General features: G+C 39.9%; 40 protein-coding genes. 5 read left to right on the top strand and 35 right to left on the bottom strand.

What is annotated here, in order from left to right:
• Positions 1-64: 64 nt before the first annotated feature.
• The gene (locus GQ598_RS06670) at positions 65-1,825 is read right to left on the bottom strand and encodes a hypothetical protein (protein ID WP_160403076.1); all 1,761 of its coding nucleotides are present in this window, start codon (positions 1,823-1,825) and stop codon (positions 65-67) included.
• An 844-nt stretch (positions 1,826-2,669) separates the two neighbouring features.
• Positions 2,670-4,325 carry a hypothetical protein gene (locus GQ598_RS06665; protein ID WP_160403075.1) on the bottom strand — a complete coding sequence of 552 codons (1,656 nt, stop codon included), beginning with the start codon at positions 4,323-4,325 and terminating at the stop codon, positions 2,670-2,672.
• Positions 4,326-4,908: 583 nt separating this feature from the next.
• Here GQ598_RS06665 and fmt point away from each other — a divergent pair.
• The 5 genes from fmt to GQ598_RS06640 all read left to right on the top strand — a co-directional run bounded on the left by fmt (position 4,909) and on the right by GQ598_RS06640 (position 8,705).
• Positions 4,909-5,871: a methionyl-tRNA formyltransferase gene (gene fmt / locus GQ598_RS06660; protein WP_160403073.1), complete on the top strand. Its 963-nt coding sequence runs from the start codon at positions 4,909-4,911 to the stop codon at positions 5,869-5,871.
• Positions 5,872-6,046: 175 nt separating this feature from the next.
• On the top strand, positions 6,047-6,835 hold the full coding sequence (gene fabI, locus GQ598_RS06655; RefSeq protein WP_091347759.1) for an enoyl-ACP reductase FabI: 789 nt from the start codon (positions 6,047-6,049) through the stop codon (positions 6,833-6,835).
• A gap of 201 nt (positions 6,836-7,036) precedes the next feature.
• Positions 7,037-7,609: a peptidylprolyl isomerase gene (slyD, locus tag GQ598_RS06650; protein ID WP_091347762.1), complete on the top strand. Its 573-nt coding sequence runs from the start codon at positions 7,037-7,039 to the stop codon at positions 7,607-7,609.
• Positions 7,610-7,775: 166 nt separating this feature from the next.
• Complete coding sequence (gene radC, locus GQ598_RS06645) at positions 7,776-8,447, top strand: DNA repair protein RadC (RefSeq protein WP_202112707.1); 672 nt, start codon at positions 7,776-7,778, stop codon at positions 8,445-8,447.
• A gap of 54 nt (positions 8,448-8,501) precedes the next feature.
• Positions 8,502-8,705, top strand: a complete 204-nt coding sequence (locus GQ598_RS06640) for a SlyX family protein (protein ID WP_091347767.1) — start codon at positions 8,502-8,504, stop codon at positions 8,703-8,705.
• Positions 8,706-8,917: 212 nt separating this feature from the next.
• Here GQ598_RS06640 and rplQ read toward each other — a convergent pair whose 3' ends face one another.
• The 33 genes from rplQ to iscU all read right to left on the bottom strand — a co-directional run bounded on the left by rplQ (position 8,918) and on the right by iscU (position 26,522).
• Entirely contained in the window at positions 8,918-9,304 is a 387-nt protein-coding gene (gene rplQ, locus GQ598_RS06635) for a 50S ribosomal protein L17 (protein WP_034884211.1), read from the bottom strand.
• A 29-nt stretch (positions 9,305-9,333) separates the two neighbouring features.
• The gene (gene rpoA, locus GQ598_RS06630; RefSeq protein WP_091347769.1) at positions 9,334-10,323 is read right to left on the bottom strand and encodes a DNA-directed RNA polymerase subunit alpha; all 990 of its coding nucleotides are present in this window, start codon (positions 10,321-10,323) and stop codon (positions 9,334-9,336) included.
• A 25-nt stretch (positions 10,324-10,348) separates the two neighbouring features.
• The gene (gene rpsD, locus GQ598_RS06625) at positions 10,349-10,969 is read right to left on the bottom strand and encodes a 30S ribosomal protein S4 (RefSeq protein WP_065567150.1); all 621 of its coding nucleotides are present in this window, start codon (positions 10,967-10,969) and stop codon (positions 10,349-10,351) included.
• A gap of 44 nt (positions 10,970-11,013) precedes the next feature.
• Complete coding sequence (gene rpsK / locus GQ598_RS06620) at positions 11,014-11,403, bottom strand: 30S ribosomal protein S11 (protein ID WP_025314405.1); 390 nt, start codon at positions 11,401-11,403, stop codon at positions 11,014-11,016.
• A 15-nt stretch (positions 11,404-11,418) separates the two neighbouring features.
• Complete coding sequence (gene rpsM, locus GQ598_RS06615; protein ID WP_091347772.1) at positions 11,419-11,775, bottom strand: 30S ribosomal protein S13; 357 nt, start codon at positions 11,773-11,775, stop codon at positions 11,419-11,421.
• Between the two features lie 169 nt (positions 11,776-11,944).
• On the bottom strand, positions 11,945-12,058 hold the full coding sequence (rpmJ, locus tag GQ598_RS06610) for a 50S ribosomal protein L36 (protein ID WP_025314403.1): 114 nt from the start codon (positions 12,056-12,058) through the stop codon (positions 11,945-11,947).
• Between the two features lie 26 nt (positions 12,059-12,084).
• Complete coding sequence (gene secY, locus GQ598_RS06605; protein WP_160403071.1) at positions 12,085-13,425, bottom strand: preprotein translocase subunit SecY; 1,341 nt, start codon at positions 13,423-13,425, stop codon at positions 12,085-12,087.
• Between the two features lie 8 nt (positions 13,426-13,433).
• On the bottom strand, positions 13,434-13,868 hold the full coding sequence (gene rplO, locus GQ598_RS06600) for a 50S ribosomal protein L15 (RefSeq protein ID WP_160403070.1): 435 nt from the start codon (positions 13,866-13,868) through the stop codon (positions 13,434-13,436).
• Positions 13,869-13,873: 5 nt separating this feature from the next.
• Positions 13,874-14,053, bottom strand: a complete 180-nt coding sequence (gene rpmD / locus GQ598_RS06595; RefSeq protein WP_025314400.1) for a 50S ribosomal protein L30 — start codon at positions 14,051-14,053, stop codon at positions 13,874-13,876.
• A gap of 6 nt (positions 14,054-14,059) precedes the next feature.
• On the bottom strand, positions 14,060-14,560 hold the full coding sequence (gene rpsE, locus GQ598_RS06590) for a 30S ribosomal protein S5 (RefSeq protein WP_065586689.1): 501 nt from the start codon (positions 14,558-14,560) through the stop codon (positions 14,060-14,062).
• A 14-nt stretch (positions 14,561-14,574) separates the two neighbouring features.
• Complete coding sequence (gene rplR / locus GQ598_RS06585) at positions 14,575-14,928, bottom strand: 50S ribosomal protein L18 (RefSeq protein WP_160403068.1); 354 nt, start codon at positions 14,926-14,928, stop codon at positions 14,575-14,577.
• 9 nt (positions 14,929-14,937) lie between these two features.
• Positions 14,938-15,471: a 50S ribosomal protein L6 gene (gene rplF / locus GQ598_RS06580; protein ID WP_160403066.1), complete on the bottom strand. Its 534-nt coding sequence runs from the start codon at positions 15,469-15,471 to the stop codon at positions 14,938-14,940.
• Positions 15,472-15,482: 11 nt separating this feature from the next.
• A complete protein-coding gene (gene rpsH, locus GQ598_RS06575; protein WP_065567155.1) occupies positions 15,483-15,875 on the bottom strand; it encodes a 30S ribosomal protein S8 in 393 nt (130 codons plus the stop codon).
• 17 nt (positions 15,876-15,892) lie between these two features.
• Entirely contained in the window at positions 15,893-16,198 is a 306-nt protein-coding gene (gene rpsN / locus GQ598_RS06570) for a 30S ribosomal protein S14 (RefSeq protein ID WP_025314395.1), read from the bottom strand.
• A gap of 11 nt (positions 16,199-16,209) precedes the next feature.
• Positions 16,210-16,749 (bottom strand): 50S ribosomal protein L5, encoded by a 540-nt coding sequence (rplE, locus tag GQ598_RS06565; protein ID WP_065558584.1) that lies wholly within the window; start codon positions 16,747-16,749, stop codon positions 16,210-16,212.
• 17 nt (positions 16,750-16,766) lie between these two features.
• Positions 16,767-17,081 (bottom strand): 50S ribosomal protein L24, encoded by a 315-nt coding sequence (gene rplX, locus GQ598_RS06560; RefSeq protein WP_065561017.1) that lies wholly within the window; start codon positions 17,079-17,081, stop codon positions 16,767-16,769.
• A 10-nt stretch (positions 17,082-17,091) separates the two neighbouring features.
• Positions 17,092-17,463, bottom strand: a complete 372-nt coding sequence (rplN, locus tag GQ598_RS06555; RefSeq protein WP_025314392.1) for a 50S ribosomal protein L14 — start codon at positions 17,461-17,463, stop codon at positions 17,092-17,094.
• Positions 17,464-17,658: 195 nt separating this feature from the next.
• Positions 17,659-17,919: a 30S ribosomal protein S17 gene (rpsQ, locus tag GQ598_RS06550; protein WP_034911151.1), complete on the bottom strand. Its 261-nt coding sequence runs from the start codon at positions 17,917-17,919 to the stop codon at positions 17,659-17,661.
• A gap of 1 nt (position 17,920) precedes the next feature.
• Positions 17,921-18,112, bottom strand: a complete 192-nt coding sequence (gene rpmC / locus GQ598_RS06545; protein ID WP_034902373.1) for a 50S ribosomal protein L29 — start codon at positions 18,110-18,112, stop codon at positions 17,921-17,923.
• Positions 18,113-18,523 (bottom strand): 50S ribosomal protein L16, encoded by a 411-nt coding sequence (rplP, locus tag GQ598_RS06540; protein ID WP_034911153.1) that lies wholly within the window; start codon positions 18,521-18,523, stop codon positions 18,113-18,115.
• A 12-nt stretch (positions 18,524-18,535) separates the two neighbouring features.
• The gene (gene rpsC, locus GQ598_RS06535; protein ID WP_065557248.1) at positions 18,536-19,273 is read right to left on the bottom strand and encodes a 30S ribosomal protein S3; all 738 of its coding nucleotides are present in this window, start codon (positions 19,271-19,273) and stop codon (positions 18,536-18,538) included.
• A 14-nt stretch (positions 19,274-19,287) separates the two neighbouring features.
• Entirely contained in the window at positions 19,288-19,620 is a 333-nt protein-coding gene (rplV, locus tag GQ598_RS06530; protein WP_034947997.1) for a 50S ribosomal protein L22, read from the bottom strand.
• Positions 19,621-19,633: 13 nt separating this feature from the next.
• Complete coding sequence (gene rpsS, locus GQ598_RS06525; protein WP_024496505.1) at positions 19,634-19,912, bottom strand: 30S ribosomal protein S19; 279 nt, start codon at positions 19,910-19,912, stop codon at positions 19,634-19,636.
• A gap of 19 nt (positions 19,913-19,931) precedes the next feature.
• Entirely contained in the window at positions 19,932-20,756 is an 825-nt protein-coding gene (gene rplB / locus GQ598_RS06520) for a 50S ribosomal protein L2 (RefSeq protein ID WP_091347782.1), read from the bottom strand.
• Between the two features lie 18 nt (positions 20,757-20,774).
• Entirely contained in the window at positions 20,775-21,077 is a 303-nt protein-coding gene (rplW, locus tag GQ598_RS06515; protein WP_034885052.1) for a 50S ribosomal protein L23, read from the bottom strand.
• Positions 21,074-21,676 carry a 50S ribosomal protein L4 gene (rplD, locus tag GQ598_RS06510; RefSeq protein WP_065586696.1) on the bottom strand — a complete coding sequence of 201 codons (603 nt, stop codon included), beginning with the start codon at positions 21,674-21,676 and terminating at the stop codon, positions 21,074-21,076. Before rplD ends, rplW begins: the two co-directional genes overlap by 4 nt.
• 16 nt (positions 21,677-21,692) lie before the next feature.
• Entirely contained in the window at positions 21,693-22,319 is a 627-nt protein-coding gene (gene rplC, locus GQ598_RS06505) for a 50S ribosomal protein L3 (RefSeq protein ID WP_160403064.1), read from the bottom strand.
• Positions 22,320-22,350: 31 nt separating this feature from the next.
• Entirely contained in the window at positions 22,351-22,662 is a 312-nt protein-coding gene (gene rpsJ / locus GQ598_RS06500) for a 30S ribosomal protein S10 (protein ID WP_006120582.1), read from the bottom strand.
• A gap of 367 nt (positions 22,663-23,029) precedes the next feature.
• Positions 23,030-23,368, bottom strand: a complete 339-nt coding sequence (gene fdx, locus GQ598_RS06495; RefSeq protein WP_160403062.1) for an ISC system 2Fe-2S type ferredoxin — start codon at positions 23,366-23,368, stop codon at positions 23,030-23,032.
• 14 nt (positions 23,369-23,382) lie between these two features.
• On the bottom strand, positions 23,383-25,242 hold the full coding sequence (hscA, locus tag GQ598_RS06490) for a Fe-S protein assembly chaperone HscA (protein ID WP_160403060.1): 1,860 nt from the start codon (positions 25,240-25,242) through the stop codon (positions 23,383-23,385).
• A 36-nt stretch (positions 25,243-25,278) separates the two neighbouring features.
• On the bottom strand, positions 25,279-25,797 hold the full coding sequence (gene hscB, locus GQ598_RS06485) for a Fe-S protein assembly co-chaperone HscB (protein ID WP_160403058.1): 519 nt from the start codon (positions 25,795-25,797) through the stop codon (positions 25,279-25,281).
• Positions 25,798-25,812: 15 nt separating this feature from the next.
• Complete coding sequence (gene iscA / locus GQ598_RS06480; protein ID WP_160403056.1) at positions 25,813-26,136, bottom strand: iron-sulfur cluster assembly protein IscA; 324 nt, start codon at positions 26,134-26,136, stop codon at positions 25,813-25,815.
• Positions 26,136-26,522 carry a Fe-S cluster assembly scaffold IscU gene (gene iscU, locus GQ598_RS06475; protein WP_065586702.1) on the bottom strand — a complete coding sequence of 129 codons (387 nt, stop codon included), beginning with the start codon at positions 26,520-26,522 and terminating at the stop codon, positions 26,136-26,138. The genes iscA and iscU overlap by 1 nt, the downstream gene beginning before the upstream one ends.
• Positions 26,523-26,528 lie beyond the last annotated feature (6 nt).

Raw genomic sequence — 26,528 nt, 5'->3', positions numbered from 1 at the left:
GATTGTCCTCTCAGGCACCATAACCGCCCCCGCGGCCCAAGGATTAAGGAATAAGAAATAAAAGCTAAGGTGCGGTGCAAACAGCGTAACCACTGTCGGAAGCGCTGAAGCTGCGAACGGCGCCGTTGCGCGAGTAGACAAAGAAGCCAGTGCTACCTGTTGCGTCGCTCGTCCACCAGTCGTCGCCGACGGAGCCCGCACCAGCGTAGTAGGAAATGGTGCCCCACTCCGTGAAAAAACCTGCACCTATGTGACGCTGATACCAATTGCCTGATGAACTAGGTACTGCGCCAGAAATAGGATAACTATCAGTTCTGACTGCATTGGTTAAATCCCTTACCCTAACAAGACGATAACCCAAACGACTACACCAAGTGGATTGGCTGGACTGATTATAGATATAATTACCCCGATGGACGAACCACTGCCTCAACACAAATCCATAACGAACCTCATTACCATTACTATCCCTACCGACCAACTCAAATGTCTGTGGCAAAGATGGCAACGGAGTAAGCCGACTAGGATTACTTGAGTTTATTTGAGCACTACTCGCCCTAGGACCCCTTAATGTTACCCGTGTGACATAACTAGATTTATCAGTAATCCATTTATCTTTGTCTGTGCCTTGGTTTGGCCGTCTCCAACTCACCGTTGCCCTTAAACGACCACTTGTATCAACTGTCCAACTCAACTGACTTGCATCTACCCCACCAACATCCAAATCAAAATACAATCCATCAGCACCTGTAGTTGGAAAGTTTAACTCGTAAGACGATGGACTTGTTGACTGAACCAAAAAGCCCTTTGTAGGACTCCATATGTTAGCAGGGCCGGCAAAGCGAGGATTATCATAAGAATCGATGCCAGTAGTGCCACCCAACAACAAATTCGGCCTGACCGAACAAATAACCGGCTGTGACGACAAAGTGATATAATACTCCGCCGTCCCTCCGTAAAATCGACTACCTCTTGGCACACCATAACGAGTCTCTAAAGTCCCCCCTGTACTACTTAAAGTTACCTTATAAGGCGCTTTACATAGACTTAATGTATCACTACGACTAACGGTAGTGCCATTTTTATCCTTTATTGTTAAATCTATACGCCCTGATGCTGTTACTCCATTAACCCCCTGTCCATCTCCATCATCATCTCCCCACTTCCCTTGGCTAACCAAATTATTTATATCTATTTTATACTCACCATTTACTAATGGGACCGATGCGGGAACCACCGTGTGTATATCATTAAATGTATAATTACCACTAGGTAACATTATCGGATTAGTAGCACTTGATGTGTTAGCTGACTGAGTGATACGTCTTCCATCTGGCAACTCAATTGCCAAGAAGGTGTCTGTATTGGTTGCCTTTGTCTGTCCCCCATCAAATGTTAAATATGGCGCACTTCCCTCTATTACCCTTGATGTCTGGGCCGTTAATGCCACAGAACCCTGTGAATACGACAACAAGAACAACAACGCGAAGAACAATGCCGATTTAGATAACAATGAAGGTCTAAACCATAATGGAGGTTTGGATAGCAATGGCGGCCCTAATAACCACTTGGATATCGACGATAATTTTACCGAACATGTGGCCGATGACCTGACCAAAGCGGTTTCCGACGATGTTTCCAAAGATGTTGCCGAAGTACCCGCCGAAAACATCGCCAGTAAAGACCTCGATGACGGCGTCCATTTCGCTACGCGAAATGACTTCGCTGATGAAAATAAGAACTGTGTCTGTTTTAGACTACGGTGAAATTGAAAAAGATTTTGAGCATAGGTTTGGCAGGCCAGATGCCAGATGCCAGATGCCAAGTATGATAGCGCATTTCGATCATCCTGTCAAGTAATTTTTTGTTTTATTTGAATTTTTTATAACTGACTGCTCGACTAATGAGCACTCCCTTGCTTTGAAAGCGCTTAAATTATAACCGTTTGAGTAATAATTCGCTACCTTTTTTGTTAAAAATTTGTAAAGTTTTGTTAAAGGATGAGTCAGCTTATGTTGGTGTGCTTTGGGAGGAGGGGGTTGGGGGGTGGTTTTTAGCTAAAAACCAATAAACAAAAACTTTAATAAAATCAATACCTTTCCTGACCGATTTTTACTATGTTATTTTTATAGATTGCCGTGGTTTTTTTTAACTTTGTTTTGAGGGCCAAGTCAGTTGGTGTTTTTTGATATAACTAAAATCAAAAACCATTCGCACCCCAGTCGGGAAGTTGCAACCTAAGACGCGTATGTCGCTGATTTAGCCATATCCCCCTAACTTTCTTCCTTTTTATTAGCAAGCTTGCATGACAATTTTAGGTTGAAAGTCTTGGGTGATGAATAAGTGCTGTGCTAGTAGTGCTAATTTTACTGTTAGGCATATTATGCCAAGTTTTAATTGATTCCATTCGTTAAATTAACACCACTATTTCAAAGTACACAACAAACACTTATCCACCAACTGCTTGGTTATTCTTATTTATTTCCCCCTGCCCCCACGCCAGCCACGCTTTTAGTGTGGGTGGTGGGGGCGCCGATTGTGGCTTCGCCGCAACAGCGCAACTCTAAGGGAAAATGCCCCAACTTACGGGGGGCTTTATTCTTTTTTATATTGTCCTCTCAGGCACCATCCCCCCCGCGGCCCAAGGATTAAGGACTAAGAAATAAAAGCTAAGGTGTGGTGCAAACAGCATAGAAGTTGGTTCTAACACTGGAGCCGAAGACCATGCCGTAGGACGATAAGATATAGAAGCCATTGCTACCTTTGACGTCGCTTGACCAGAAGTAGGTGATGAAGAAGCCCGCATCAGCGTAGGAGGACACTAAGCCCCACTCCGTTAAAAATCCTGCACCTATGTGACGCATGTAATAATTACCTGATGAACTAGGTGCTGCGCCAGAAATAGGAGGATTACTTGTTTTGACTGCATTGGTTAAATCCTTAACCTGTGGCAAACGATAACCCAAACTATTACACCATGCTGTTTGATCTGAAACGGTACCACCTTTATTACCCCGATTGACGAACCACTGCCTCAACACAAATCCATAACGAATCTCATTACCACTACTACTATCCCTTCCGACCAACTCAAAGGTCTGTGGCAAAGATGGACGTGCTAATGAACCTGGACTACTTGAACTTATTTGAGCACTATCAACTTTAGGACCATGCAACGTTACCCGTGTTACATTCTTGGATTTATCAGTAATCCATTGATCGGCTTGGACAGTATTTCCCAAAGGGTCTGTGAATGTCCCTGTTAGCGGCCTTGTCCAACTCACCGTTGCACCTAGACTGCCACTTGTGTTAACTGTCCAATTCAACTGACTTGCGTCAATACCTTCTATATCCAAATCAAAATACAATCCATCAGCACCCGTTGTAGGAAAATTTCGATCGTAAGATGATGGATTTGTAGACTGAACTAAAAAGCCCTTAGTAGAACTCCATATGTTAGATGGACCAGCATAGACGCCTATGCCATAGTTTAGATTCGGCCTGACCGATTGCACAAAGTAACAACCACCAGAAGAATCCGGCTTGATGTAATACTCTACACTGCCTCCAATAAATGTACTAATATTTGGTACACCATACTGTGTAGTTAAACTACCCCCTGTACTACTTAAGGTTATCTTATAAGGGGCACTACATTTACTTAATGTATCACCACGACTAACCGTAGTGCCATCTTTATCCTTTATTGCTAACGATATACTCCCTGATGCTGTTACTCCACCTGCTCCCTGTCCATCTCCATCATCATCTCCCCACTTCCCTTGTGTTATTAGACTATTTAAACTAATAGATGTTGTTCCCGACGGCAATACCGTATGAATATCATTAAATGTATAATTACCACTAGGTAACCTTATCGGATTTGTAGCACTTGATGTGTTAGTTGAAGGCGTGATAACTCTACCATCCGGCAACTCTATTGACAAAAAGCTGTCTGTATCCGTTGCCTTTGTCTGCCCACCATCAAACGTTAAATACGGTGCACTACCTTCTATTTCCTTTGATGTATTTGCCGTCAATGCCATAGAACACTGCGCATACGACAATAAGAGTAGCAACACAAAAAACAACGGCAATTTAGGTAATCTAAATAATTTAAGTAAGTCTGGTAATTTAGATAGAAAAGATAAGTGTCTCGGCCTTGGCGATAACCCTGCCGATAAACACGGCGACTTCGCTAAGTGCAATGATTTTGATAATTTAGGTGATAAAAATAAGAACTGAGTCTGATTTAGACTACAGCAAAAATGAAAAAGATTTAGGGCGTAGGTTTGGCAGGCCAGATGCCAGATGCCAGATGCCATACATGGTAACGCATTTCGATCATCCTGTCAAGTAAATTTTTGTTTTATTTGAATTTTTATAACTAATTGCTCAACTAACGAGCTTCCCCCTTTGCTTTGAAAGCGTTTAAATTATAACCGTTTGATTGATGGTGCGCTACTTTTTTATTAAATATTTGTAAAATTTTGTTAGATGTATAAGGTTAAGCTTTTGTCGGTGTTTTTTGGCTAAAACCACCAAACGAAAACTTTAATAAAATCAATACCTTTTCTGACCGATTTTTGGGTGGTAATTGTGTTGTTTTTTAACAAAAAAACTCACCAAAAAACACCCAAGGTTATGTTGTTTGCCTTGCTCCGGCATCAGAATATGCCGACAGCAAAGTGAGTTTGGCCATTGGCCACATTTGCAACCCAAGCATGAGTCGTTAGGGAGTTCGTTTTAATTCCCTGATTCGGTCAGGCCTTTGTCGCCATTTTGAGCACTTAATAATAAACATCCGAAACCACTCCCCCTAAACTAAACCGTCCCCTTTTGTTTAAAGATTCTTAATTAAGTTTCGGGTATAATTAGTGTTATTTTTCGATTATGGATGCAATACTTATGCCTAATGTCGCTAAACCATTAAATATTATTTTTGCCGGTACCCCTGATTTTGCCGCCACTCATTTAAAGGCGCTTGTTGGTTCTGAACATAATGTGATTGCCGTTTTTACCCAACCCGATCGTCCAGCGGGGCGTGGCAATAAGCTGACGGCTAGCCCTGTTAAGCAACTCGCGATGGAATATAATCTGCCCGTTTATCAACCTGTAACCCTTAAAAAAGAAGAAAATCAAAAAATCATTGCTGATCTCAATGCCGATATTATGATTGTGGTTGCCTATGGGTTGATTTTGCCACAAGCAGTATTGGATATGCCTAGATTAGGCTGTCTAAATGTGCACGGTTCGTTATTACCCCGTTGGCGTGGTGCAGCACCAATTCAGCGTGCATGTTGGGCAGGCGATGAGCAAACAGGTATTACCATTATGCAGATGGATGCTGGGCTTGATACGGGCGATATGTTATATAAGCTGACCTGTCCAATCGAGAAAACCGATACCAGTGCATCACTATACGATAAACTGGCAAAATTAGGACCGCAAGCGTTGCTCGATACGTTGGCGCTCATCAATGAACAAAAAATCCAACCCGAAAAGCAAGATCCGTTACAAGCAACTTATGCCGAAAAATTATCAAAGCAAGAAGCTAAACTCGATTGGAATTTGCCTGCCGAGCAACTTGAGCGTTGCGTTCGGGCTTTTAACCCATGGCCTGTTAGTTTTTTTGATGTTAACGGTGAATCGGTTAAGGTGTGGCAAGCTCATGTTGTGAAAATGGACTCAAAACAGCCGGTAGGGACGATTTTGCAAGCCAATAAAAATGGTATTTGTATTGCCACTAGCCAACATGCTTTGAATATGACGCTTTTACAACCTGCAGGTAAAAAACCGATGTCGGCACAAGATTTGTTAAACTCACGTCAATCTTGGTTTTCTGTTGGCAAAAAACTTAATACCGATTAGGCACGGCAATCTAACGGTGATAGTTGGTTATTGAGGTTGTAAACGATCGTTGATCACTTTGTTTTCAATTGAAAGCAATTTGCTAAAATTGAATTTATTGTGGCGAAGTTGACTTGATCAACATATAATCGTCACCATCCTAGACTATATAGTGAAAACATTAGAGGAATAATTTATGGGATTTTTAACAGGTAAACGTATACTCGTTACTGGTGTTGCAAGTAACCGTTCAATCGCTTACGGTATTGCACAAGCAATGCATCGTGAAGGTGCTGAACTTGCTTTTACTTACCAAAACGATAAATTAAAAGGTCGTGTTGAGGAGTTTGCCGCTGATTTCGGTTCAAAAATCGTGCTACCTTGTGATGTAGCGCACGATGAAAGCATTACTGAACTATTTACTGAACTTGCAAAAACATGGGATAAATTCGATGGTTTTGTTCATGCTATCGCTTTCGCACCAGGTGATCAATTAGATGGCGATTATGTTAATGCCGTTACCCGTGAAGGTTTTGCTATTGCTCACGATATTAGCTCTTATAGCTTTGTGGCTATGGCTAAGGCATGTCGTTCAATGCTAAATCCAAATTCAGCGTTAGTAACACTTTCTTACCTTGGTGCTGAACGTGCAATCCCTAACTATAATGTGATGGGTCTTGCTAAAGCATCATTAGAAGCCAATGTGCGCTATATGGCAAATGCAATGGGGCCTGAGGGTGTTCGTGTTAATGGTATTTCTGCTGGCCCAATCCGTACGCTTGCAGCATCTGGCATTAAGGACTTTAAAAAGATGCTATCTCACTGCGAATCAGTCACGCCAATTCGTCGCACTGTGACAACCGAAGATGTGGGTAATTCAGCGGCATTTTTATGTTCTAATTTAGCTTCAGGTATTACTGGTGAAGTCATTCATGTCGACGGTGGGTTTAGCATTGCGGCAATGAATGAGTTAGAACTTAAATAAGATTAATTTTTAAAACTCAAAAAAGGCATCAACCATTATTTTGATGCCTTTTTTAATGATAATAAATAACCAATTATTATCTTACTGCGTTATGTTATTCTTTTGTTAGTTTTGGGCAAAATAGAAAATTTAGAATACATAACTTCTTTTTTCCGCTAAAATCTAAAATAATTTGCTCAATACAAGTCTGTTGGAGAAAAAATGAAAATAGCAAAAAATAAAGTAGTCAGTTTAGCATACCAAGTGCGCACTAAAGATGGTGTGTTAGTTGATGAAGCTACAGCTGCTGCACCACTTGAATATTTACAAGGTGCCGGTAATTTATTACAAGATTTAGAAAAAGCATTAGAAGGCCATCAAGTTGGCGATAAATTTGATGTCGAAATCATTAACGCTTATGGCGATTTTAATGATGCACTGGTCCAAAATGTTCCACGCGATGTGTTTGTTGGTGTTGATGAGCTAGAAGTCGGTATGCGATTTTTTGCTGATACCGATCAGGGCTCTTTACCCGTTGAAATCACCGCTATTGATGGCGATACGGTGACTGTTGACGGTAATCATATGTTGGCAGGACAAGATTTGCAATTTAATGTTGAAGTGCTGGCTATTCGTGATGCAACCGAAGAAGAAATCGCACATGGTCATATTCATGGTGCTCACGGTCACGATCATGGACACGGTGGTTGCGGTTGTGGCGGTCATGATCACGATGATGATGATGAAGATCACGGTTGTTGTGGCGGTGGCCATGGCGGATGTGGCTGTCACTAGTTTTTATCATTTATTGATATTAAAAAGCGCTATACAGCGCTTTTTCTTTTTGTGCAAAACTGGTTAGTTTTTTGTGAAATAAGTCGTAATATTTTCTTTATTAGGTTTATAAATTAGCCATTCTATTAATAATTTACTTTTAGTCATTAAATAAAATAAAAGTACAATGTCATTAGAACATGCCCAATTAATGCCGCGTGAAAAGCTTTTGAAATTTGGTGTCGAAACATTAAGTGATGCTGAACTGTTGGCTTTATTTTTACGAACAGGCACTCATAATTCGCCTGTTTTGGAATTATCACAAAATCTATTAAATGATTTTGGCTCTTTGTATAATTTAATTAATGCAAGTCATCGTGATTTTTGCCAAAAGCATGGCCTAGGCACAGCTAAATATACACAGCTAAAAGCAGTTGTTGAACTCTCATCTCGTTATTTGAAAGTGAAAATGACGCACGAAAATTCACTTTCTTCACCATCTGTCACACACCACTATTTAGCAAGTCGATTAGCCAATAAAGATCGTGAAATTTTTATGGTGATTTTTTTAGATAATCAGCATCATGTCATTTCGTCAGAAGAGATGTTTGTCGGTACCTATAATTGTGTAGAAGTACACCCACGCGAAGTAGCAAGACGAGCATTACAACATAATGCAGCCGCATTAATTTTAGCCCATAATCATCCATCAGGTATGGCGGAGCCCAGTCAAGCAGATCGTCATCTTACTCAAAAAATAGAAGAAGTTTGTGAATTGATTGATATTCGAGTTATAGATCATATTGTTATTGGTAAGGGCGAATATGTCTCTTTTGCTGAACGCGGATGGATTTCGTAGCTGTTTTTACTTACAATGTAACTTGCTCGGCTAACTTATATATGAATCTATACTATGAACAAACAATTAGAATTACTTGAAACCAAAGTCGCTTTTCAAGAAGTCACCATTGAAGAACTTAATCAGATGGTTACCAATCTTCAAGCTGATGTGAGTAAATTAAAAGAACAATTGGTTTTATTGTCCCAAAAGTTACAAGCAACTCAACCATCAAATATTGCTAATTTATCTGAAGAAACACCACCGCCTCATTATTAATAACATTTGAATCGTCCATTATCACTGCTATTTAATAATTTGACTATCCAATAGCTAATCGTACCATGGTATTGCCATTGATAATAGCAAGTGGATGGATTGATAGCCTATCTTATGTAAGCTTATCAATCAGTCGATCAAGGTATAATAAATATAAATTTAGAAAATAAAAAACCGGCACAAAGCCGGTTTTAGTACACAATGATTTAAAACTATTCAGCTGCTGCTTCTGCTTCTACTGCAGGACGATCAACTAATTCGATATAAGCCATTGGAGCATTATCTCCATCACGGAAACCACATTTTAAAATACGTACATAACCACCAGGACGGGTAGCAAAACGTGGACCTAAATCTGAAAATAATTTTTTAACTGTATCTTTATCACGGATACGAGCAAAAGCCAGACGGCGATTAGCTACGCTATCGCTTTTGGCTAGCGTAATTAACGGTTCAACAACACGACGCAACTCTTTTGCTTTAGGCAATGTAGTTTTGATGATTTCATGTTCAACAAGTGAACTAGTCATGTTACGAAACATTGCTTGACGATGGCTGCTATTTCGGTTCAGTTGACGACCACTTTTACGATGGCGCATAACTTTATCCTTCTTATATAAATTTTATCTTAGTCTTCAACAATACTTGCTGGTGGCCAGTTCTCAAGACGCATGCCTAAAGATAAACCACGAGATGCGAGTACGTCCTTAATTTCAGTAAGTGATTTCTTACCAAGATTAGGGGTTTTAAGTAACTCAACTTCAGTACGTTGTACTAAATCACCAATATAATGAACTGCTTCTGCTTTTAAGCAATTAGCAGACCGAACAGTTAATTCCAAATCATCTACTGGACGTAATAGAATTGGATCAAATTCCGGTTTATCTTCTTTAACTTCTGGTTGACGTACATCTCGTAAATCAACGAAAGCTTCAAGTTGTTCAGCCAAAATAGTCGATGCACGACGAATAGATTCTTCTGGATCGATAGTACCATTGGTTTCCATATCAATAACCAGTTTATCTAAATCCGTACGTTGTTCCACACGAGCAGCATCAACAGAATATGCAATGCGCTCTACAGGACTATAACATGCATCAACTAACAGACGACCAATTGGTCGATCTTCATCTTCTGACTTAACGCGAGCAGAAGCAGGGACATAACCACGTCCTCGTTGTACACGAATACGCATACTAATTGAAGCATTGGCATCAGTAAGATGACAAATTACTAAATCAGGATTAACAATTTCAACATCACCATCATGAGTGATATCTGATGCGGTTACGGCACCAATACCTGATTTATTTAAAGTCAGCATAACATCATCTTTAGTATGTACACGCACTGCTAATTTTTTCAAATTAAGCAGGATATCAAGTACATCTTCTTGAACGCCTTCTTTAGTACTGTACTCATGCAGAACACCGTCAATTTCAACTTCGGTTACTGCATATCCCGGCATAGATGATAATAAAATGCGGCGTAGTGCATTACCTAAAGTATGGCCAAAACCACGCTCAAGCGGCTCTAAAGTCACTTTGGCATGTGTCTGACTGTATTGAACAACATCAACTAGGTGAGGTTTTAAAAACTCTGTTACAGAACCCTGCATTATGTCCTCTCTTAAGTGCTAAACTTTACTTAGAGTAAAGTTCGACGATCAAATGTTCGTTGATGTCAGCAGATAAATCTGAACGTTCTGGTAAGCGTTTAAATACACCTTCCATTTTGCTAGCATCAACTTCTAACCATGTTGGTTTTTCACGTTGTTCAGCTAGCTCTAAAGCGGCTTTAATACGTGCTTGTTTTTTTGATTTTTCGCGAACACTAATCACATCTTCAGGTGAAACTTGATAAGATGCAATGTTCACAACGCGACCATTAACAAGAACAGCTTTATGACTAACTAATTGACGAGCTTCAGCGCGAGTTGCACCAAATCCCATGCGATAAACAACGTTATCTAAGCGACGTTCTAAAAGACCAAGTAGGTTTTCACCAGTGTTGCCTTTAATACGCGCTGCACTTTTGTAGTAATTACGGAATTGACGTTCTAAAATTCCATAAATACGTCTAACTTTTTGTTTTTCACGTAACTGAACACCATAATCGGATAAACGCGGTTTACGCGCACCATGCTGTCCAGGAGCTTGTTCTAATTTACATTTACTATCAACCGCTCGGACGCCAGATTTAAGGAATAAATCTGTACCTTCACGACGACTTAATTTGAGCTTTGGTCCCAAATATCTTGCCATTTTATTTCTCCAATAATCCTAAACATTCAATGTTTAATAAAAAATTAAACACGACGTTTCTTTGGTGGACGACAACCGTTATGAGGAATCGGAGTAACATCAGTAATGTTAGTGATGCGATAACCCGCCGCATTTAATGCACGAATTGTTGACTCACGACCAGGACCAGGTCCTTTAACCATAACTTCCAGATTCTTAATTCCGTAATCTTTGACGGCTTCAGCACAACGTTCTGCGGCCACTTGAGCTGCAAAAGGTGTTGATTTACGAGAGCCACGGAAACCAGAACCACCAGCGGTTGCCCAACCTAACGCATTACCTTGACGATCGGTAATAGTTACGATTGTATTGTTGAATGATGCATGAATATGAGCTATACCATCAGAAACTTGCTTTTTTACACGTTTACGTGTACGAACAGGTGTCTTTGCCATTTAATTATACCTCAATTATTTCTTGATTGGCTTACGCGGTCCCTTGCGGGTACGAGCGTTAGTCTTTGTGCGTTGACCACGGACTGGAAGTCCACGACGGTGACGCATGCCACGATAACAACCAAGGTCTAATAAACGCTTGATACTCATAGTTACTTCACGACGTAAATCACCTTCAACTGTGAATTTAGCGACTTGTTCACGTAACTTTTCAATCTGATCTTCAGATAGTTCTCTGATCTTCACATGTTCAGCAATACCCGCTTCAGCACAAATTGTCTTAGCGCGAGTACTTCCGATACCATAAATCGCTTGTAAAGCAATTACAGCATGTTGTTGATCAGGAATGTTAATGCCTGCTATACGGGCCACTATGCACTCCTTTATTGTTAATGTTTAGTGAATTCACCATACTGAAAAGCCCGTTTTCAGGATACTCAAACAGTGAATTCACAAATAAATCTAGGCTGGCTATTCTAGCCAGCTTTACTATACTTTGGCAAGTAAAATATGCAAAAGCACAACTTTTCAGTTAAATAAATTAACCTTGACGTTGCTTGTGTTTACCTTCAACGCAAATAACACGAACGATGCCATTACGTTTGATGATTTTACAATTTCTGCATAATTTCTTGACTGAAGCACGAACTTTCATGTTTTTCTCCGTAACTTCTGGCTAACTTATCGGCCGTAGCCTTTAAGGTTCGCTTTCTTTAACACTGACTCATAACGATTTGGCATCATTAAAGTCTGTACTTGTGCCATAAAATCCATGATTACAACAACAACGATTAATAAAGATGTTCCGCCAAACTGAACAGGAACTTTCATCGCGCTTGTCATAAACATTGGAACCAAACATACAAAAGTAATGTAGATTGCGCCAATTAGCGTTAAACGAGTCATTACTTTGTCAATATACTTAGATGTTTGTTCACCTGGACGAATACCTGGAATAAATGCACCAGATTTTTTAAGCTGATCCGCTGTTTCTCTAGGATTGAAAACCAATGCTGTATAGAAGAAACAGAAGAAAATAATCGCTACTGCAAAAAAGATTATGTATAACGGTTGATCATGAGAGAAATATTGATTGATAAGTACCATAATATATCTCCATCCTTCACCATCTCCTTGGAACCAAGCAGCCATCATTGATGGTAACATAGCAATTGTTGAAGCAAATATTGCAGGAATAACGCCTGCCATATTGATCTTTAATGGTAAATGCGTACTTTGTGCAGCGTAAACACGACGACCTTGTTGTCGTTGCGCATAGTTAACAACAATACGTCGTTGACCACGCTCAACAAACACAACAAAATAAGTTACACCGGCCACTAATGCAGCAACAACTAATAATAAAATCGGATGCAATGAACCAGAGCGAGCTTGTTCAATTGTTTCATAAATAGCATGAGGAAGACTTGCCACGATACCTGCAAAGATAATGATTGAAATACCATTACCTACACCTCGTTCAGTGATCTGCTCACCCAACCACATAAGAAACATAGTGCCAGTAACTAAGCTAACCGATGCAATAAAATAGAAAGAAAATCCTGGATTAATCACAACTTTACCATAATCAGGAATATTCGGTAAACTAGTCGCAATACCAACAGCCTGTATAATCGCTAAAGCTAATGTGCCATAACGAGTATACTGACTAATTTTTTTACGACCAGATTCACCTTCTTTCTTTAATTCTGCTAATTTAGGGCTAATCGCTGTTAATAACTGCACAATGATTGATGCAGAAATATACGGCATTATCCCTAAAGCAAAAATTGAAGCACGGCTTAAAGCACCACCAGAGAACATATTGAATATACCCACAAGACCATTTGATGATGCTCGTGTTAGTAAATCCGATAACGCTTTAGTATCAATACCAGGAACAGGAATGTAAGAACCAAGACGAAAAACAATAAGCGCTAAAAGCACAAACATCAAACGCCTTTTGAGTTCACCACTGCCACCTCGTGCACTTTGAAAATCTAATCCTGGTTGCTTTGCCATCTTTCTAATTATTCCTCAATTTTTCCGCCAGCAGCTTCAATTGCAGCTTTAGCACCTTTAGTTACACGAATACCACGAACAGTTACTGGTTTAGTTACTTCGCCAGATAACATGATTTTTGCATATTCAATTTGTGAATTGATCACATTTGCAACTTTTAAGCTATTTAGGTCAACAATATCGCCTTCAACTTTCATTAAATCTGAAAGACGAACTTGAGCTGTAACTAGAGCTTTACGAGAGGTAAAACCAAATTTAGGTAAACGACGATATAAAGGCATTTGACCACCTTCAAAGCCGCGACGAACGCCACCGCCTGAACGAGATTTTTGACCTTTAACACCACGAGTACCTGTTTTACCTAGACCAGAACCGATTCCTCGGCCTAGACGTTTTGGTGCATGCTTTGAACCTTCAGCAGGAGATAAAGTATTTAAACGCATTACTATTACTCCTCTACTTTAACCATGTAATAAACTTGGTTTACCATACCACGAATCGCAGGAGTATCCTCACGCTCAACAGTATGACCAATACGACGTAATCCAAGACCAACTAACGTCGCTTTATGCTTCGGTAGACGACCAATAGAACTACGAGTTTGTGTAATTTTAATTGTTTTTGCCATGGCTAATTACCCCAAAATTTCTTCGACGGTTTTACCACGCTTAGCAGCAACCATTTCAGGTGATTTCATATTACCTAAGCCATCAATTGTTGCACGAACCACGTTAATTGGGTTAGTAGAACCATATGCCTTAGCTAAAACGTTACGAACACCTGCAACTTCTAAAACAGCACGCATTGCACCACCGGCGATAATACCAGTACCTTCTGACGCTGGTTGCATATAAACACGAGAACCTGTGTGAGCACCTTTAACAGGATGCTGTAAAGTATCGTTATTTAAAGCAACGTTAATCATGTTGCGACGTGCTTTTTCCATTGCTTTTTGAATTGCTGCTGGCACTTCACGTGCTTTACCATATCCAAAACCTACGCGGCCATTACCGTCACCAACAACTGTTAGTGCAGAAAAACTAAAAATACGACCACCTTTTACGGTTTTAGAAACTCGGTTAACTGCGATTAGTTTTTCCTGCAGTTCACCAGCTTGTTTTTCGATGTTTGACATCTTTAACTCCTACCTTAGAACTGTAGGCCAGCTTCGCGAGCAGCATCTGCTAGCGCCTGAACTCGACCATGATATTGGAAACCCGAACGATCAAATGAAACTTCTTTGATATCTTTCTCTAATGCACGTTCAGCAATTGCTTTACCAACCGCTGCTGCTGCATCTTTGTTTCCGGTGTATTTTAAACTTTCACTGATAGCTTTTTCTAATGTAGAAGCGGCTGCCAGTACTTCTGATCCGTTTGGTGCGATAATCTGCGCATAAATATGACGCGGAGTACGGTGAACCACTAAGCGAGTTGCAAGTAGTTCATGCATCTTGCGACGCGCTTTAGTTGCACGACGGATACGAGCTGATTTCTTATCCATAGTGTTACCTTACTTTTTCTTAGCTTCTTTAGTACGCACAACTTCATCTGCGTAACGAACACCTTTACCTTTATAAGGCTCAGGACGACGATAAGCACGGATATCTGCAGCTACTTGTCCAATTAACTGTTTATCAGCACTTTTTAGTACGATTTCAGTTTGAGAAGGACATTCAGCTGTTACACCTGCAGGTAATTGATGTTCAATTGGATGTGAATATCCAAGAGATAAACCAATTGCATTACCTTTTACTTGTGCACGATAACCGACACCAACTAGCTGAAGTTTTTTAGTAAAACCTTCAGTAACACCAATGACCATTGAATTAATCAATGCACGAGCAGTACCAGCTTGAGCCCAAGCATCTGCAAATCCATCACGAGGAGCAAATTTAATTTGACCTTCTTCTTGATTAATCACAACAGCATTATTTATTGTGCGAGATAACTCGCCATTTTTACCTTTAATCGTAATTACCTGACCATTGAGTTTTACCTCTACGCCAGCAGGAACAACGACAGGTGCTTTTGCAACACGAGACATCTTCTTCTCCCTTACGCTACGTAGCAGATAATTTCACCACCAAGACCTGCTTGGCGTGCTGCACGATCAGTCATAACACCTTTAGAAGTAGAAACAACTGCAATACCTAGTCCAGCCATAACTTTTGGCAATTCATCTTTACGTTTATAAATACGTAAACCTGGACGGCTAACACGTTTGATACTTTCTACAACAGCTTTACCTTGGAAATATTTTAAAGTGATTTCCAATTCTGGCTTAGTGTCACCAACAACTTTATAGTCCCCAATATAACCTTCTTCTTTTAGCACATTGGCAATTGCCACTTTTAGCTTAGAGGAAGGCATGGTGACTGCAACTTTATTCGCAGATTGACCGTTACGAATACGGGTCAACATATCTGCTATAGGATCTTGCATGCTCATCTATAACACTCCCCTGATTACCAACTTGCCTTTTTAAGACCAGGAATCTCACCACGCATGGCTGACTCACGAACCTTAATACGGCTTAAACCAAACTTACGAAGGACGCCATGAGGACGACCAGTTTGACGACAACGACGACGTTGACGTGATGGACTAGAATCACGAGGAAGCGTTTGCAATTTAAGCACTGCATTCCAACGATCTTCATCTGATGCATTAAGATCAGAGATAATCGCTTTTAATTCTTGACGCTTTGCAAAATATTTTTCTGCTAGCTTTACGCGTTTCTTATCGCGTTCAATCATTGATTGTTTAGCCATTATGCCCTACCTTACTTACGAAATGGGAAGTTAAAGGCAGATAATAAAGCTCGGCCTTCTTCATCTGATTGTGCACTTGTTGTGATAGTAATATCTAAACCACGAACACGATCAACTTTATCATAATCGATTTCAGGGAAAACGATTTGCTCACGAACACCCATGCTATAGTTACCACGACCATCAAAAGATTTTGCGCTTAAACCACGAAAATCTCGAGTACGAGGAAGAGCAATATAAACTAGACGTTCAAAAAATTCCCACATACGTTCGCCACGTAAAGTGACTTTACAACCAATAGGATACCCTTGACGGATTTTAAAACCAGCAACTGATTTGCGTGCTTTTGTGACAAGCGGTTTTTGACCACTGATTGCAGCTAAATCTGCAACCGCATTATCTAATAATTTCTTATCAGTAATTGCTTCACCCACACCCATATTCAAGGTGATCTTTTCGATCCGAGGGACTTGCATGACAGATTTGTAGCCAAACTGTTCTTGCAGTTTATTTACTACCTGTGCTTTGTAGTAATCATGCAGTTTCGCCATCGTACACTCCAAATTACTTAATTGATTAATTCATTAGTAGACTTATAAAAACGGACTTTTTTGCCGTCTTCAATACGAAAGCCTACGCGATCTGCTTTGCCTGTAGCTGGGTTGAAAATTGCCACGTTAGAAACATTAATTGCTGCTTCTTTTTCAACAATTCCACCTTCTTGATTTAATGCAGGTACTGGTTTTTGATGTTTTTTCACCAAATTAATACCTTCAACAATCACTTTCCCAGTAGACAAAACGCTTTTTACTTTACCGCGTTTACCTTTATCTTTACCGGTTAACACGATAACTTCATCTTCTCGACGGATTTTCGCTGCCATTACCCGCTCCTTACAGTACTTCTGGTGCTAATGAAATGATCTTCATAAACTTCTCAGAACGAAGTTCACGAGTGACCGGTCCAAAAATACGCGTACCAATCGGTTGCTCACTGTTATTGTTTAAAATAACACAAGCGTTACGATCGAAACGAATGACAGATCCATCAGGGCGACGAACACCTTTTCTAGTGCGCACTACAACAGCTTTAAGCACATCACCTTTTTTAACTTTACCACGTGGAATTGCTTCTTTAATGGTAACTTTGATGATATCACCAACCGCTGCATAACGACGGTGCGATCCACCGAGAACTTTGATACACATTACACTACGTGCGCCAGAGTTATCGGCAACATCTAGCCTTGTCTGTTCTTGGATCATTTTAATGCTCCGTATAAATAAATTATTGTCTAATCTACCTTCATCCACCTCAACTACCATGGATAAGAATAGACAACCAAAAACCCACTTACGTGAGGGCGCATAGTATAACACCACTCAAATAAAATGGATAGCATAAAATAAACGGCCGTTGAGCCGTTTATTATATTATGTACAGTTTTTAATCAAAAAAGATTAGATAACTGCTTTTTCAACGATTCGAACAAGAGTCCAAGATTTGGTTTTTGATAATGGACGACACTCTTTAATTTCTACAGTATCACCAATACCACACTCGTTGTTTTCATCATGTACATGCAATTTAGTCGTACGTTTAATGAACTTACCATATAACGGATGCTTCACTTTACGTTCAATAGCAACAGTAATAGATTTATCCATTTTGTCGCTAATAACACGACCTTGCTGAGTACGAATTTTTACTTCAGTAGTCATATTACGCACCCGCCTTCTCAGTTAATAACGTTTTAACACGTGCAATATTACGACGCACTTGTTTTAACATATGAGTCTGTGTTAACTGACCTCCAGCTAATTGCATACGTAAGTTAAATTGCTCACGTAATAAATTAAGAAGTTCAGTATTTAACTCTTCAACGCTTTTTTCGCGTAGCTCTTTTGCTTTCATTTACATCACCGTCTTAATCACAAAGGTGGTTTTAATTGGCAGTTTTGCAGCTGCCAACGCAAATGCTTCACGAGCAACTTCTTCCGGTACACCGTCCATTTCATAAAGGACTTTACCTGGTTGAATCTGAGCAACCCAGTATTCAACGTTACCCTTACCTTTACCCATACGCACTGCAAGTGGTTTTTCGGTAATCGGTTTATCAGGGAAAACTCGAATCCAGATTTTACCTTGACGCTTAACTGCACGAGTCATTGCACGACGTGCTGCTTCGATCTGGCGCGCAGTCAAACGACCACGACCTACAGCCTTAAGACCGAATGTACCGAAACTAACATCAGTACTTACAGCAAGACCACGATTGCGGCCCTTGTGCACTTTACGGAATTTTGTACGCTTTGGTTGTAACATCAGCGACGCTCCTTATTGTTTTCGGCCTTTTCGCTGCTTTTTCGGTTGAGCAGCAGGTTGTTTTTCTGCTTGTTCAACGGCAGCCATACCACCAAGGATCTCACCTTTGAAGATCCACACTTTAACACCAATAATACCATAGGTAGTTAATGCTTCAGACAAACCATAGTCGATGTCCGCTCGTAATGTATGTAAAGGTACACGACCTTCACGATACCATTCGCTACGAGCAATTTCAGCGCCGCCTAAACGACCACTTACTTCAACTTTGATACCTTTAGCACCCGCCTTCATTGCATTTTGAACCGCACGTTTCATAGCACGACGGAACATAACACGGCGTTCTAATTGAGAAGTGATACTATCAGCAACTAATTTTGCATCAAGTTCTGGTTTACGAACTTCAGCAATATTAATTTGGACTGCAACATCACGTTTTTCTCTTTTGTCTTTATATTTATTGACAATAGAAGCTACAGCATTACGTAATTTTTCAACGTCCTCGCCTTTTTTACCAATCACAATACCCGGACGAGCAGTGTGGATAGTAATACGAACGTTAGTTTCTGCTGAACGATCGATCACAATCTTAGAGATTGACGCTTGAGCTAATTCTTTATTCAAGAACTGACGCACTCTAAAATCACTTTCTAAATTATCAGCGAATGTCTTTGTACCCGAATACCATGTAGATGTCCAAGGCTTGACGATGCCTAAACGGATACCATTTGGATTTACTTTTTGACCCATTGCTATTCTCCAGCCTAGCGATCTGAAACGATCACGGTGATGTGACTCGTACGCTTCAAAATTCGATCTGCACGACCTTTCGCACGAGGCATAATACGCTTCATGGTTGGGCCTTCATCTACGAAAATTTTCGCAACTTTTAGATCATCAATATCAGCACCATCGTTATGCTCTGCATTAGCAATAGCAGACTCTAATACTTTTTTAACAAGTACAGCCGCTTTTTTATTGGTGTACGTTAAAATATCTAGTGCCTGAGACACATTCTTACCGCGAACAAGATCTGCAACTAAGCGAACTTTTTGTGCAGAAGAACGAGCGTGGCGGTACTTTGCAATTGTTTCCATCTCTTTCTCCTACTTATTTCTTCTTAGCTTTCTTATCAGCCGCATGGCCGCGATAAGTACGAGTCGGCGCGAATTCACCCAATTTATGACCAACCATTTCGTCGGAAACATAAACTGGAACGTGCTGACGACCATTATGGACAGCGATGGTCAAACCGATCATGTTAGGAAAGATCGTTGAACGACGGGACCAAGTACGAATTGGTTTCTTGTCCCCGCTTTCCACCGCTTTCTCTACCTTCTTCAGCAAGTGTAGGTCAATAAAAGGACCCTTCTTGAGAGAACGTGGCATAGCTAATCCTCTATATTAATTATTTCTTATTGCGACGGCGAACAATATACTTATCAGTACGTTTGTTGCTACGCGTTTTCAATCCTTTGGCTTTTTGACCCCATGGAGACACAGGATGTTTACCAAAGTTACGACCTTCACCACCACCATGTGGATGGTCTACCGGGTTCATTGCTGTACCACGAACAGTAGGACGAATACCACGCCAACGCGATGCACCCGCTTTACCTAATACGCGAAGCATATGCTCTGAATTACCCACTTCACCAACAGTGGCGCGGCAATCAGATAATACTTTACGCATTTCACCTGAACGTAGACGTAATGTTACATAAGCACCATCACGCGCAACGATTTGAACATAACTACCAGCAGAGCGAGCAAGTTGTCCGCCTTTACCTGGTTTCATTTCAATATTATGCACGGTAGAACCGACTGGAATATTGCGCATTGGTAAACAGTTACCTGTTTTAATCGATGCATCAACACCAGATTGGATCTGATCACCTGCTTTTAAGCCTTTAGGCGCTAAAATATAACGACGTTCACCGTCTTTATATAAAACCAATGCAATATTTGCACTACGGTTTGGATCATATTCCAAACGCTCAACAACCGCTGGAATACCATCTTTATTACGCTTAAAATCGACAATACGATAATGTTGTTTATGACCACCACCGATATGACGGGTAGTGATACGACCATTATTATTGCGACCACCAGTTTTGCTTTTTGAATCAAGCAACGGTGCATAAGGCTTACCTTTATGCAACTCTGGGTTAACCACTTTAACAACGTGGCGACGACCCGGAGATGTAGGTTTACACTTAACAACTGCCATTGTTCTTACTCCTCCGAATTACTCAGCGACGCCAGCAAGGTCTAAATTTTGACCTTCTGCTAAAGTAACGTAAGCTTTTTTCCAGTCGCTACGGCGACCGATTTGTTGACCACGACGTTTAACTTTGCCTTTAACAACAAGAGTATTAACGTCATCTACTTTAACTTCAAATAGTTGTTCAACTGCGGCTTTAATCTCTCTCTTAGTAGCATCTTTAGCAACTTTCAATACTAATGTATTTGTTTTTTCCATTGAAATAGATGCTTTTTCAGAAACATGTGGTGCTCGCAGGACTTTAAGCAGACGCTCTTCACGAATCATGCTAACATCTCCTCTACTTGTTTAACGGCATCAACAGTGATAACCACTTTGTCAAATGCAATCAAACTAACTGGATCAATACCTGCCACATCACGCACATCAACTTTATGCAAGTTGCGTGCTGCTAAGAAAAGATTTTCATCAACTTCAGAAGCGATAATAAGAACATCATTCAGGTTCATATCATTTAATTTCTGAGTTAATAATTTAGTCTTAGGTGCTTCAACAGTAAATGTTTCAACCACAACTAAACGTTCTTGACGCACTAATTCAGAGAAAATACTCTTTAATGCACCACGATACATTTTACGGTTAACTTTTTGGCTATGATCTTGTGGTTTTGCTGCAAATGTTACACCACCACTACGCCAAATTGGGCTCTTAACAGAACCTGCACGAGCACGACCTGTGCCTTTTTGACGCCATGGTTTTTTGCCTGAACCAGCGATTTCTGCACGAGTTTTTTGTGCGCGAGAACCTTGACGAGCAGCAGATGCATAAGCAACAACTACTTGATGAACTAACGCTTCATTAAACTCACGTCCGAAGGTAGTTTCGGAAACAGAAAGCGCTTGCGCGTCTTTTACTACTAATTCCATCTCTATCTCCTCGACGTTAAGCCTTGATTGCCGGTTTAACAATTACGTCACTATTGATTGCGCCAGGAACTGCACCTTTAATTAATAAAAGATTACGTTCTGCATCAACACGTACAATATCTAAGTTCTGAACAGTTACACGTTCATTACCTAAGTGACCTGCCATTTTACGACCTTTAAACACTTTACCCGGAGTTTGGTTTTGACCGATAGAGCCATGACCACGGTGTGCCAAAGAGTTACCATGAGTTGCATCTTGAGTACGGAAATTCCAACGCTTAGTTACGCCAGCAAAACCTTTACCTTTAGATGTTCCAGTAACATCAACTTTTTTAACGTCTGCGAAAATATCAACGTTAATACTTTGACCTACAGTAAATTCGCCTTCTTCAAAACGGAATTCCCATAGACCACGACCAGCTTCAACGCCAGCCTTAGCGAAATGACCTGCTTCAGGCTTGTTTACGCGACTTGCTTTTTTGCTGCCAGTAGTAACCTGAATAGCTTGATAACCATCATTCTCAAGTGTTTTAACTTGAGTAACACGGTTGCTTTGAACTTCAACTACGGTGACAGGAATAGAAACACCCTCTTCGGTGAAGATGCGTGTCATTCCTACTTTACGACCGATTAAACCAATCATTGTTTCGACCTCTCAATCATTCAGCTCAGGATTAACCTAAACTGATCTGCACATCAACACCGGCAGCAAGATCTAGACGCATTAAAGCATCAACTGTTTTTTCAGTTGGCTCAACGATATCAACTAGACGTTTATGAGTGCGAATTTCGTATTGATCACGCGCATCTTTATTAACGTGCGGAGAAATCAATACAGTAAAACGCTCTTTGCGTGTCGGTAATGGAATAGGACCACGAACTTGCGCACCAGTGCGCTTCGCAGTTTCTACAATTTCAGCAGTTGATTGATCAATCAAACGATGATCAAACGCTTTTAACCGGATACGGATTCTTTGGTTCGACATGAGACCAGAGCTCCATTATTTAAAAGTTATAACAAAAGACTACTCCTCTTGCTCTGTTTCGATTGACAGGAGAGTGTAATCCGTTCTTTTTCGTAACCCCCAAATCGGGAGTATTGTTGATATAATTAGCTATTTTCTACATAACGATTATATCTTTTCATCATTTGCTTATATAAAGGCAATAAACAAAGTGGATGGATTATACTCCTTTAGTTAACTAACGGCAAGAAATAAATACAGATATTTGGGTTTAAAAATAAAGCGATTTTTCTGGTTAGTGATTTACCGACATCAGATTTCAATCATCTAACCAGATTTAATATTTATTTTATATAGTGAGGTAATCATTCGTCATCATGATAACGAGTTAATGATCTTCTTTGGCGTGATTAAGGCTATATCTCGGGATCTCGACCTCTAGATCTTGATTCGTAACTCGAGCTTGACAACTTAAACGGCTATGTGGTTCAACCCCCCAAGCTTTGTCTAACATGTCGTCTTCTTGCTCATCACTTTCGTCTAAAGAATCGAACCCCTTGCGAACAATACAGTGACATGTAGAACAAGCACATGACATTTCACATGCATGCTCAATTTCAATATCATTGCGCAATGCCACTTCTAAAATAGATTCGCCTTCTTGTGCCTCAACAGTTTTTCCATCTGGGCAAAGATCGGCATTCGGTAAAAAAGTAATTTTTGGCATAATAATCTCGTTAGTTAAATCTCATCAACTCTATGACCAGTTAAAGCATGACGTATTGACCTATCCATTCGCTTAGCAGCAAAATCTTGTGTTACGTTATCAACAATTTTTATTTGCTTTTCAATTGCGTAACTATCATCTGATTCACTTGCTACTTGTAATTGATGCTTAGCTGTTAAAATCTGGCTAAGTTCATTTTCATTTAATAAGTCAGCATCTTTATCTAAGGCGCTTTGTAAGCTTTCAAGCACTCTAGCTGCCTCAACTTTTTGTTCAGCAAGCATTCGAATCTGTTTATCTTGCTCTGCATAACTGATTGAATCTTGAATCATATCAGCAATTTCATTGTCAGTTAATCCATATGAAGGTTTTACTTGGATAGTCGCTTCAATACCCGTTGATTTTTCCATTGCTGTAACATTTAATAAACCATCGGCATCAACTTGAAAAGTTACCCTAATGTGCGCGCCACCGGCCGGCATCGGTGGAATACCTTGCAGTGTAAAACGAGCCAAAGATCGGCAGTCAGCGACACTTTCACGTTCTCCTTGTAAAACATGAATCATCATTGCAGTTTGACCATCTTTAAAAGTAGTAAATTCTTGAGCCCTTGCACACGGGATCGTGCTATTACGTGGAATGATTTTTTCAACCAATTCCCCCATGATTTCAATGCCTAACGACAATGGGATTACATCAAGTAATAGCATCTCTGAATCAGGCTTATTTCCAACCAAAATATCAGCTTGAATAGCTGCACCAATGGCAACCACTTTATCCGGATCAATAGAGGTTAACGGATTCGTTTTGAAATAATGTCCCACTGATTCTCTTACTAATGGCACACGAGTAGAGCCACCAACCATAACAACTTCAACCACTTCATCTACACTAATCTCGGCATCTTTTAACGCTCGGCGACAAACGGCCAAAGTACGTTTAACCAATGGCTCAATTAATTGTTGAAATTGCTGGCGGGTAATAGTCAATGACTGATTATCAAGCGACAATACAACCGAATCTTGACGACTCAGTAAAATCTTTATTTCAGTCGCTTGGTTACTAATTTTTTGATTAATATAAGGGTCTATATTATTAACTAATCCTAATTCCCTCTTTATATAGTCAGCCAGTAACCGATCAAAATCATCACCACCAAGTGCCGAATCACCACTGGTTGCTAGAACTTCAAACACACCTTTATTTAAGCGCAAAATAGAAATATCAAAAGTACCACCACCTAAATCATAAACAGCGATAACCCCTTCCTTTCCTGAATCTAAACCATAGGCAATCGCAGCTGCTGTCGGCTCATTGAGTAAACGCAGTACATGCAAGCCAGCTAATTTTGCAGCATCTTTTGTTGCTTGCCGTTGTGCATCATCAAAATAGGCTGGCACGGTAATAACTACCCCATCAATTTCACCTTGTAAGCTCTCTTTTGCTCGCTCAGCTAAAGCGGTCAAAATTTCTGATGAAACTTGTATTGGATTGACTTGATCATTAGGCAAATTTAATAAAGGAACACCATTTTCAGTTTTTGAAAAACTATAAGGAAAATGTGATAAATCTATATCAGATAAACTTCGCCCCATTAATCGCTTAATAGAGCTGACAGTATTTTGCGGATCATTAACGGCATTGTCTTTGGCATTTTTTCCAATCGTAATAATGGGGTTATCATCATGATCAACACCATAATGCACAACGGATGGCAACAGTGAATTACCTTCTAAATCAGGCAATACCTCTGCTTGTCCGCTTCTAACTGTTGCTACTAATGAATTGGTTGTGCCAAGATCAATCCCCACCGCAAGGCGACGCTGATGTGGTAGTGGAGTTTGCCCTGGTTCACTGATCTGTAATAATGCCATTTAATCTATCTCTATCGATACGTTACTTATTTTAAATTATAAATCAAATTGCTTTTCTTGTAACTTTTCGATTTGTTCAATCAACCTAGCAAGATAGCGGATTTTATAGATCTGGTTAAGTGCAGTTGACCAATCTTGATTAGCAATAAATTGTAATAATTCATTATAAACGGTATTTTGACGCGCAATAATTTCAGCATGAAAATCATCTAATAACTCAAAATTACCTTTGCTTTCGATATCATCAAGTCTTTCACGTAAAACGAATTGCTCCATTAAAAAATCGGCATCATGAATAATATTTTGTTCAGTTGCCACATCAAAACCTTGTAGAGATAAAAAATACTCGGCCGCTTTGATTGGATTTTTTAACGTATGGTAACCATCATTAATGGTTGCAGATTTTTGAACAATTGCCACTTTATCGTTATCGGTTGCAACGGCAAAATTATCTGGATGATATTGCCTTTGCAATTGCTGATAATGATTTGTTAGCTCAGCGATATTCACAGGTAATTGAACCGGCAAATTAAATAGCTCAAAGTAATTAACCATAATTATTGTGTCCAATTACACATTAAAGCTTTCACCACAACCACATTCGTGTTGTACATTGGGATTATTAAACTTGAAACCTTCGTTTAATCCTTCTTTAACAAAATCAAGTTCAGTACCATCAATATAAACTAAGCTCTTTTTGTCCACAATAACTTTGACATGTTTGTCTTCAAAGACACTATCATCATCATTAATCACATCGGCAAACTCTAAAACATACGCCATACCAGAACAACCTGATGTTTTAACACCTAATCGTAACCCAACACCTTTTCCTCGATTGGCAAGGAAAGCTTGGACACGATTAGCTGCGCTATTAGTCAATGTGATTGCCATCAGCGTTGTCCTTTTTTGGTTTTATAGTCTTCAATAGCTGCTTTAATTGCATCTTCCGCTAAAATCGAACAATGAATTTTTACTGGAGGCAAAGCAAGTTCCTTAGCAATATCCGTATTTTTGATCGCTCCTGCTTCGTCTAATGATTTACCTTTTATCCATTCTGTAACCAAGGAACTTGATGCAATTGCACTACCACAACCATAAGTTTTAAACTTAGCATCTTCAATAATTCCATTATCATTCACTTTGATTTGTAGACGCATCACATCCCCACACGCTGGCGCGCCAACCATACCGCTACCGACATTAGGATCATTTTGATCAAATGAACCAACATTACGTGGGTTTTCATAATGATCAACAACTTTTTCACTATATGCCATAATTTA

The sequence above is a fragment of the Gilliamella sp. Pas-s95 genome (assembly GCF_009795795.1).
GTDB lineage: Bacteria > Pseudomonadota > Gammaproteobacteria > Enterobacterales > Orbaceae > Gilliamella > Gilliamella bombicola.
Note: the sequence above shows the minus strand (reverse complement) of the source record. Positions and strands in the feature narration are given on the sequence as shown.

What these genes read in the sequence shown, in the direction of transcription:
- rpsH (WP_065567155.1), bottom strand. Translation starts at nt 15,875, where the DNA reads ATGAGCATGCAAGATCCTATAGCAGATATGTTGACCCGTATTCGTAAC.
- rpsD (WP_065567150.1), bottom strand. Translation starts at nt 10,969, where the DNA reads ATGGCAAGATATTTGGGACCAAAGCTCAAATTAAGTCGTCGTGAAGGT.
- rplO (WP_160403070.1), bottom strand. Translation starts at nt 13,868, where the DNA reads ATGCGTTTAAATACTTTATCTCCTGCTGAAGGTTCAAAGCATGCACCA.
- slyD (WP_091347762.1), top strand. Translation starts at nt 7,037, where the DNA reads ATGAAAATAGCAAAAAATAAAGTAGTCAGTTTAGCATACCAAGTGCGC.
- rpmJ (WP_025314403.1), bottom strand. Translation starts at nt 12,058, where the DNA reads ATGAAAGTTCGTGCTTCAGTCAAGAAATTATGCAGAAATTGTAAAATC.
- rpsN (WP_025314395.1), bottom strand. Translation starts at nt 16,198, where the DNA reads ATGGCTAAACAATCAATGATTGAACGCGATAAGAAACGCGTAAAGCTA.
- rplV (WP_034947997.1), bottom strand. Translation starts at nt 19,620, where the DNA reads ATGGAAACAATTGCAAAGTACCGCCACGCTCGTTCTTCTGCACAAAAA.
- rplB (WP_091347782.1), bottom strand. Translation starts at nt 20,756, where the DNA reads ATGGCAGTTGTTAAGTGTAAACCTACATCTCCGGGTCGTCGCCACGTT.
- rpsE (WP_065586689.1), bottom strand. Translation starts at nt 14,560, where the DNA reads ATGTCAAACATCGAAAAACAAGCTGGTGAACTGCAGGAAAAACTAATC.
- rpmD (WP_025314400.1), bottom strand. Translation starts at nt 14,053, where the DNA reads ATGGCAAAAACAATTAAAATTACACAAACTCGTAGTTCTATTGGTCGT.
- rplP (WP_034911153.1), bottom strand. Translation starts at nt 18,523, where the DNA reads ATGTTACAACCAAAGCGTACAAAATTCCGTAAAGTGCACAAGGGCCGC.
- rplQ (WP_034884211.1), bottom strand. Translation starts at nt 9,304, where the DNA reads ATGCGCCATCGTAAAAGTGGTCGTCAACTGAACCGAAATAGCAGCCAT.
- secY (WP_160403071.1), bottom strand. Translation starts at nt 13,425, where the DNA reads ATGGCAAAGCAACCAGGATTAGATTTTCAAAGTGCACGAGGTGGCAGT.
- rpoA (WP_091347769.1), bottom strand. Translation starts at nt 10,323, where the DNA reads ATGCAGGGTTCTGTAACAGAGTTTTTAAAACCTCACCTAGTTGATGTT.
- rpsS (WP_024496505.1), bottom strand. Translation starts at nt 19,912, where the DNA reads ATGCCACGTTCTCTCAAGAAGGGTCCTTTTATTGACCTACACTTGCTG.
- rpmC (WP_034902373.1), bottom strand. Translation starts at nt 18,112, where the DNA reads ATGAAAGCAAAAGAGCTACGCGAAAAAAGCGTTGAAGAGTTAAATACT.
- hscA (WP_160403060.1), bottom strand. Translation starts at nt 25,242, where the DNA reads ATGGCATTATTACAGATCAGTGAACCAGGGCAAACTCCACTACCACAT.
- rpsK (WP_025314405.1), bottom strand. Translation starts at nt 11,403, where the DNA reads ATGGCAAAGACACCTGTTCGTACACGTAAACGTGTAAAAAAGCAAGTT.
- rplX (WP_065561017.1), bottom strand. Translation starts at nt 17,081, where the DNA reads ATGGCAGCGAAAATCCGTCGAGAAGATGAAGTTATCGTGTTAACCGGT.
- rplR (WP_160403068.1), bottom strand. Translation starts at nt 14,928, where the DNA reads ATGGATAAGAAATCAGCTCGTATCCGTCGTGCAACTAAAGCGCGTCGC.
- fmt (WP_160403073.1), top strand. Translation starts at nt 4,909, where the DNA reads ATGCCTAATGTCGCTAAACCATTAAATATTATTTTTGCCGGTACCCCT.
- GQ598_RS06665 (WP_160403075.1), bottom strand. Translation starts at nt 4,325, where the DNA reads ATGGCATCTGGCATCTGGCATCTGGCCTGCCAAACCTACGCCCTAAAT.
- rpsC (WP_065557248.1), bottom strand. Translation starts at nt 19,273, where the DNA reads ATGGGTCAAAAAGTAAATCCAAATGGTATCCGTTTAGGCATCGTCAAG.
- rplW (WP_034885052.1), bottom strand. Translation starts at nt 21,077, where the DNA reads ATGATTCGTGAAGAGCGTCTGCTTAAAGTCCTGCGAGCACCACATGTT.
- rplE (WP_065558584.1), bottom strand. Translation starts at nt 16,749, where the DNA reads ATGGCGAAACTGCATGATTACTACAAAGCACAGGTAGTAAATAAACTG.
- hscB (WP_160403058.1), bottom strand. Translation starts at nt 25,797, where the DNA reads ATGGTTAATTACTTTGAGCTATTTAATTTGCCGGTTCAATTACCTGTG.
- fabI (WP_091347759.1), top strand. Translation starts at nt 6,047, where the DNA reads ATGGGATTTTTAACAGGTAAACGTATACTCGTTACTGGTGTTGCAAGT.
- rpsQ (WP_034911151.1), bottom strand. Translation starts at nt 17,919, where the DNA reads ATGACTACTGAAGTAAAAATTCGTACTCAGCAAGGTCGTGTTATTAGC.
- rplD (WP_065586696.1), bottom strand. Translation starts at nt 21,676, where the DNA reads ATGGAATTAGTAGTAAAAGACGCGCAAGCGCTTTCTGTTTCCGAAACT.
- fdx (WP_160403062.1), bottom strand. Translation starts at nt 23,368, where the DNA reads ATGCCAAAAATTACTTTTTTACCGAATGCCGATCTTTGCCCAGATGGA.
- radC (WP_202112707.1), top strand. Translation starts at nt 7,776, where the DNA reads ATGTCATTAGAACATGCCCAATTAATGCCGCGTGAAAAGCTTTTGAAA.
- iscA (WP_160403056.1), bottom strand. Translation starts at nt 26,136, where the DNA reads ATGGCAATCACATTGACTAATAGCGCAGCTAATCGTGTCCAAGCTTTC.
- rplC (WP_160403064.1), bottom strand. Translation starts at nt 22,319, where the DNA reads ATGATTGGTTTAATCGGTCGTAAAGTAGGAATGACACGCATCTTCACC.
- GQ598_RS06640 (WP_091347767.1), top strand. Translation starts at nt 8,502, where the DNA reads ATGAACAAACAATTAGAATTACTTGAAACCAAAGTCGCTTTTCAAGAA.
- rplF (WP_160403066.1), bottom strand. Translation starts at nt 15,471, where the DNA reads ATGTCTCGTGTTGCAAAAGCACCTGTCGTTGTTCCTGCTGGCGTAGAG.
- rplN (WP_025314392.1), bottom strand. Translation starts at nt 17,463, where the DNA reads ATGATCCAAGAACAGACAAGGCTAGATGTTGCCGATAACTCTGGCGCA.
- iscU (WP_065586702.1), bottom strand. Translation starts at nt 26,522, where the DNA reads ATGGCATATAGTGAAAAAGTTGTTGATCATTATGAAAACCCACGTAAT.
- rpsJ (WP_006120582.1), bottom strand. Translation starts at nt 22,662, where the DNA reads ATGTCGAACCAAAGAATCCGTATCCGGTTAAAAGCGTTTGATCATCGT.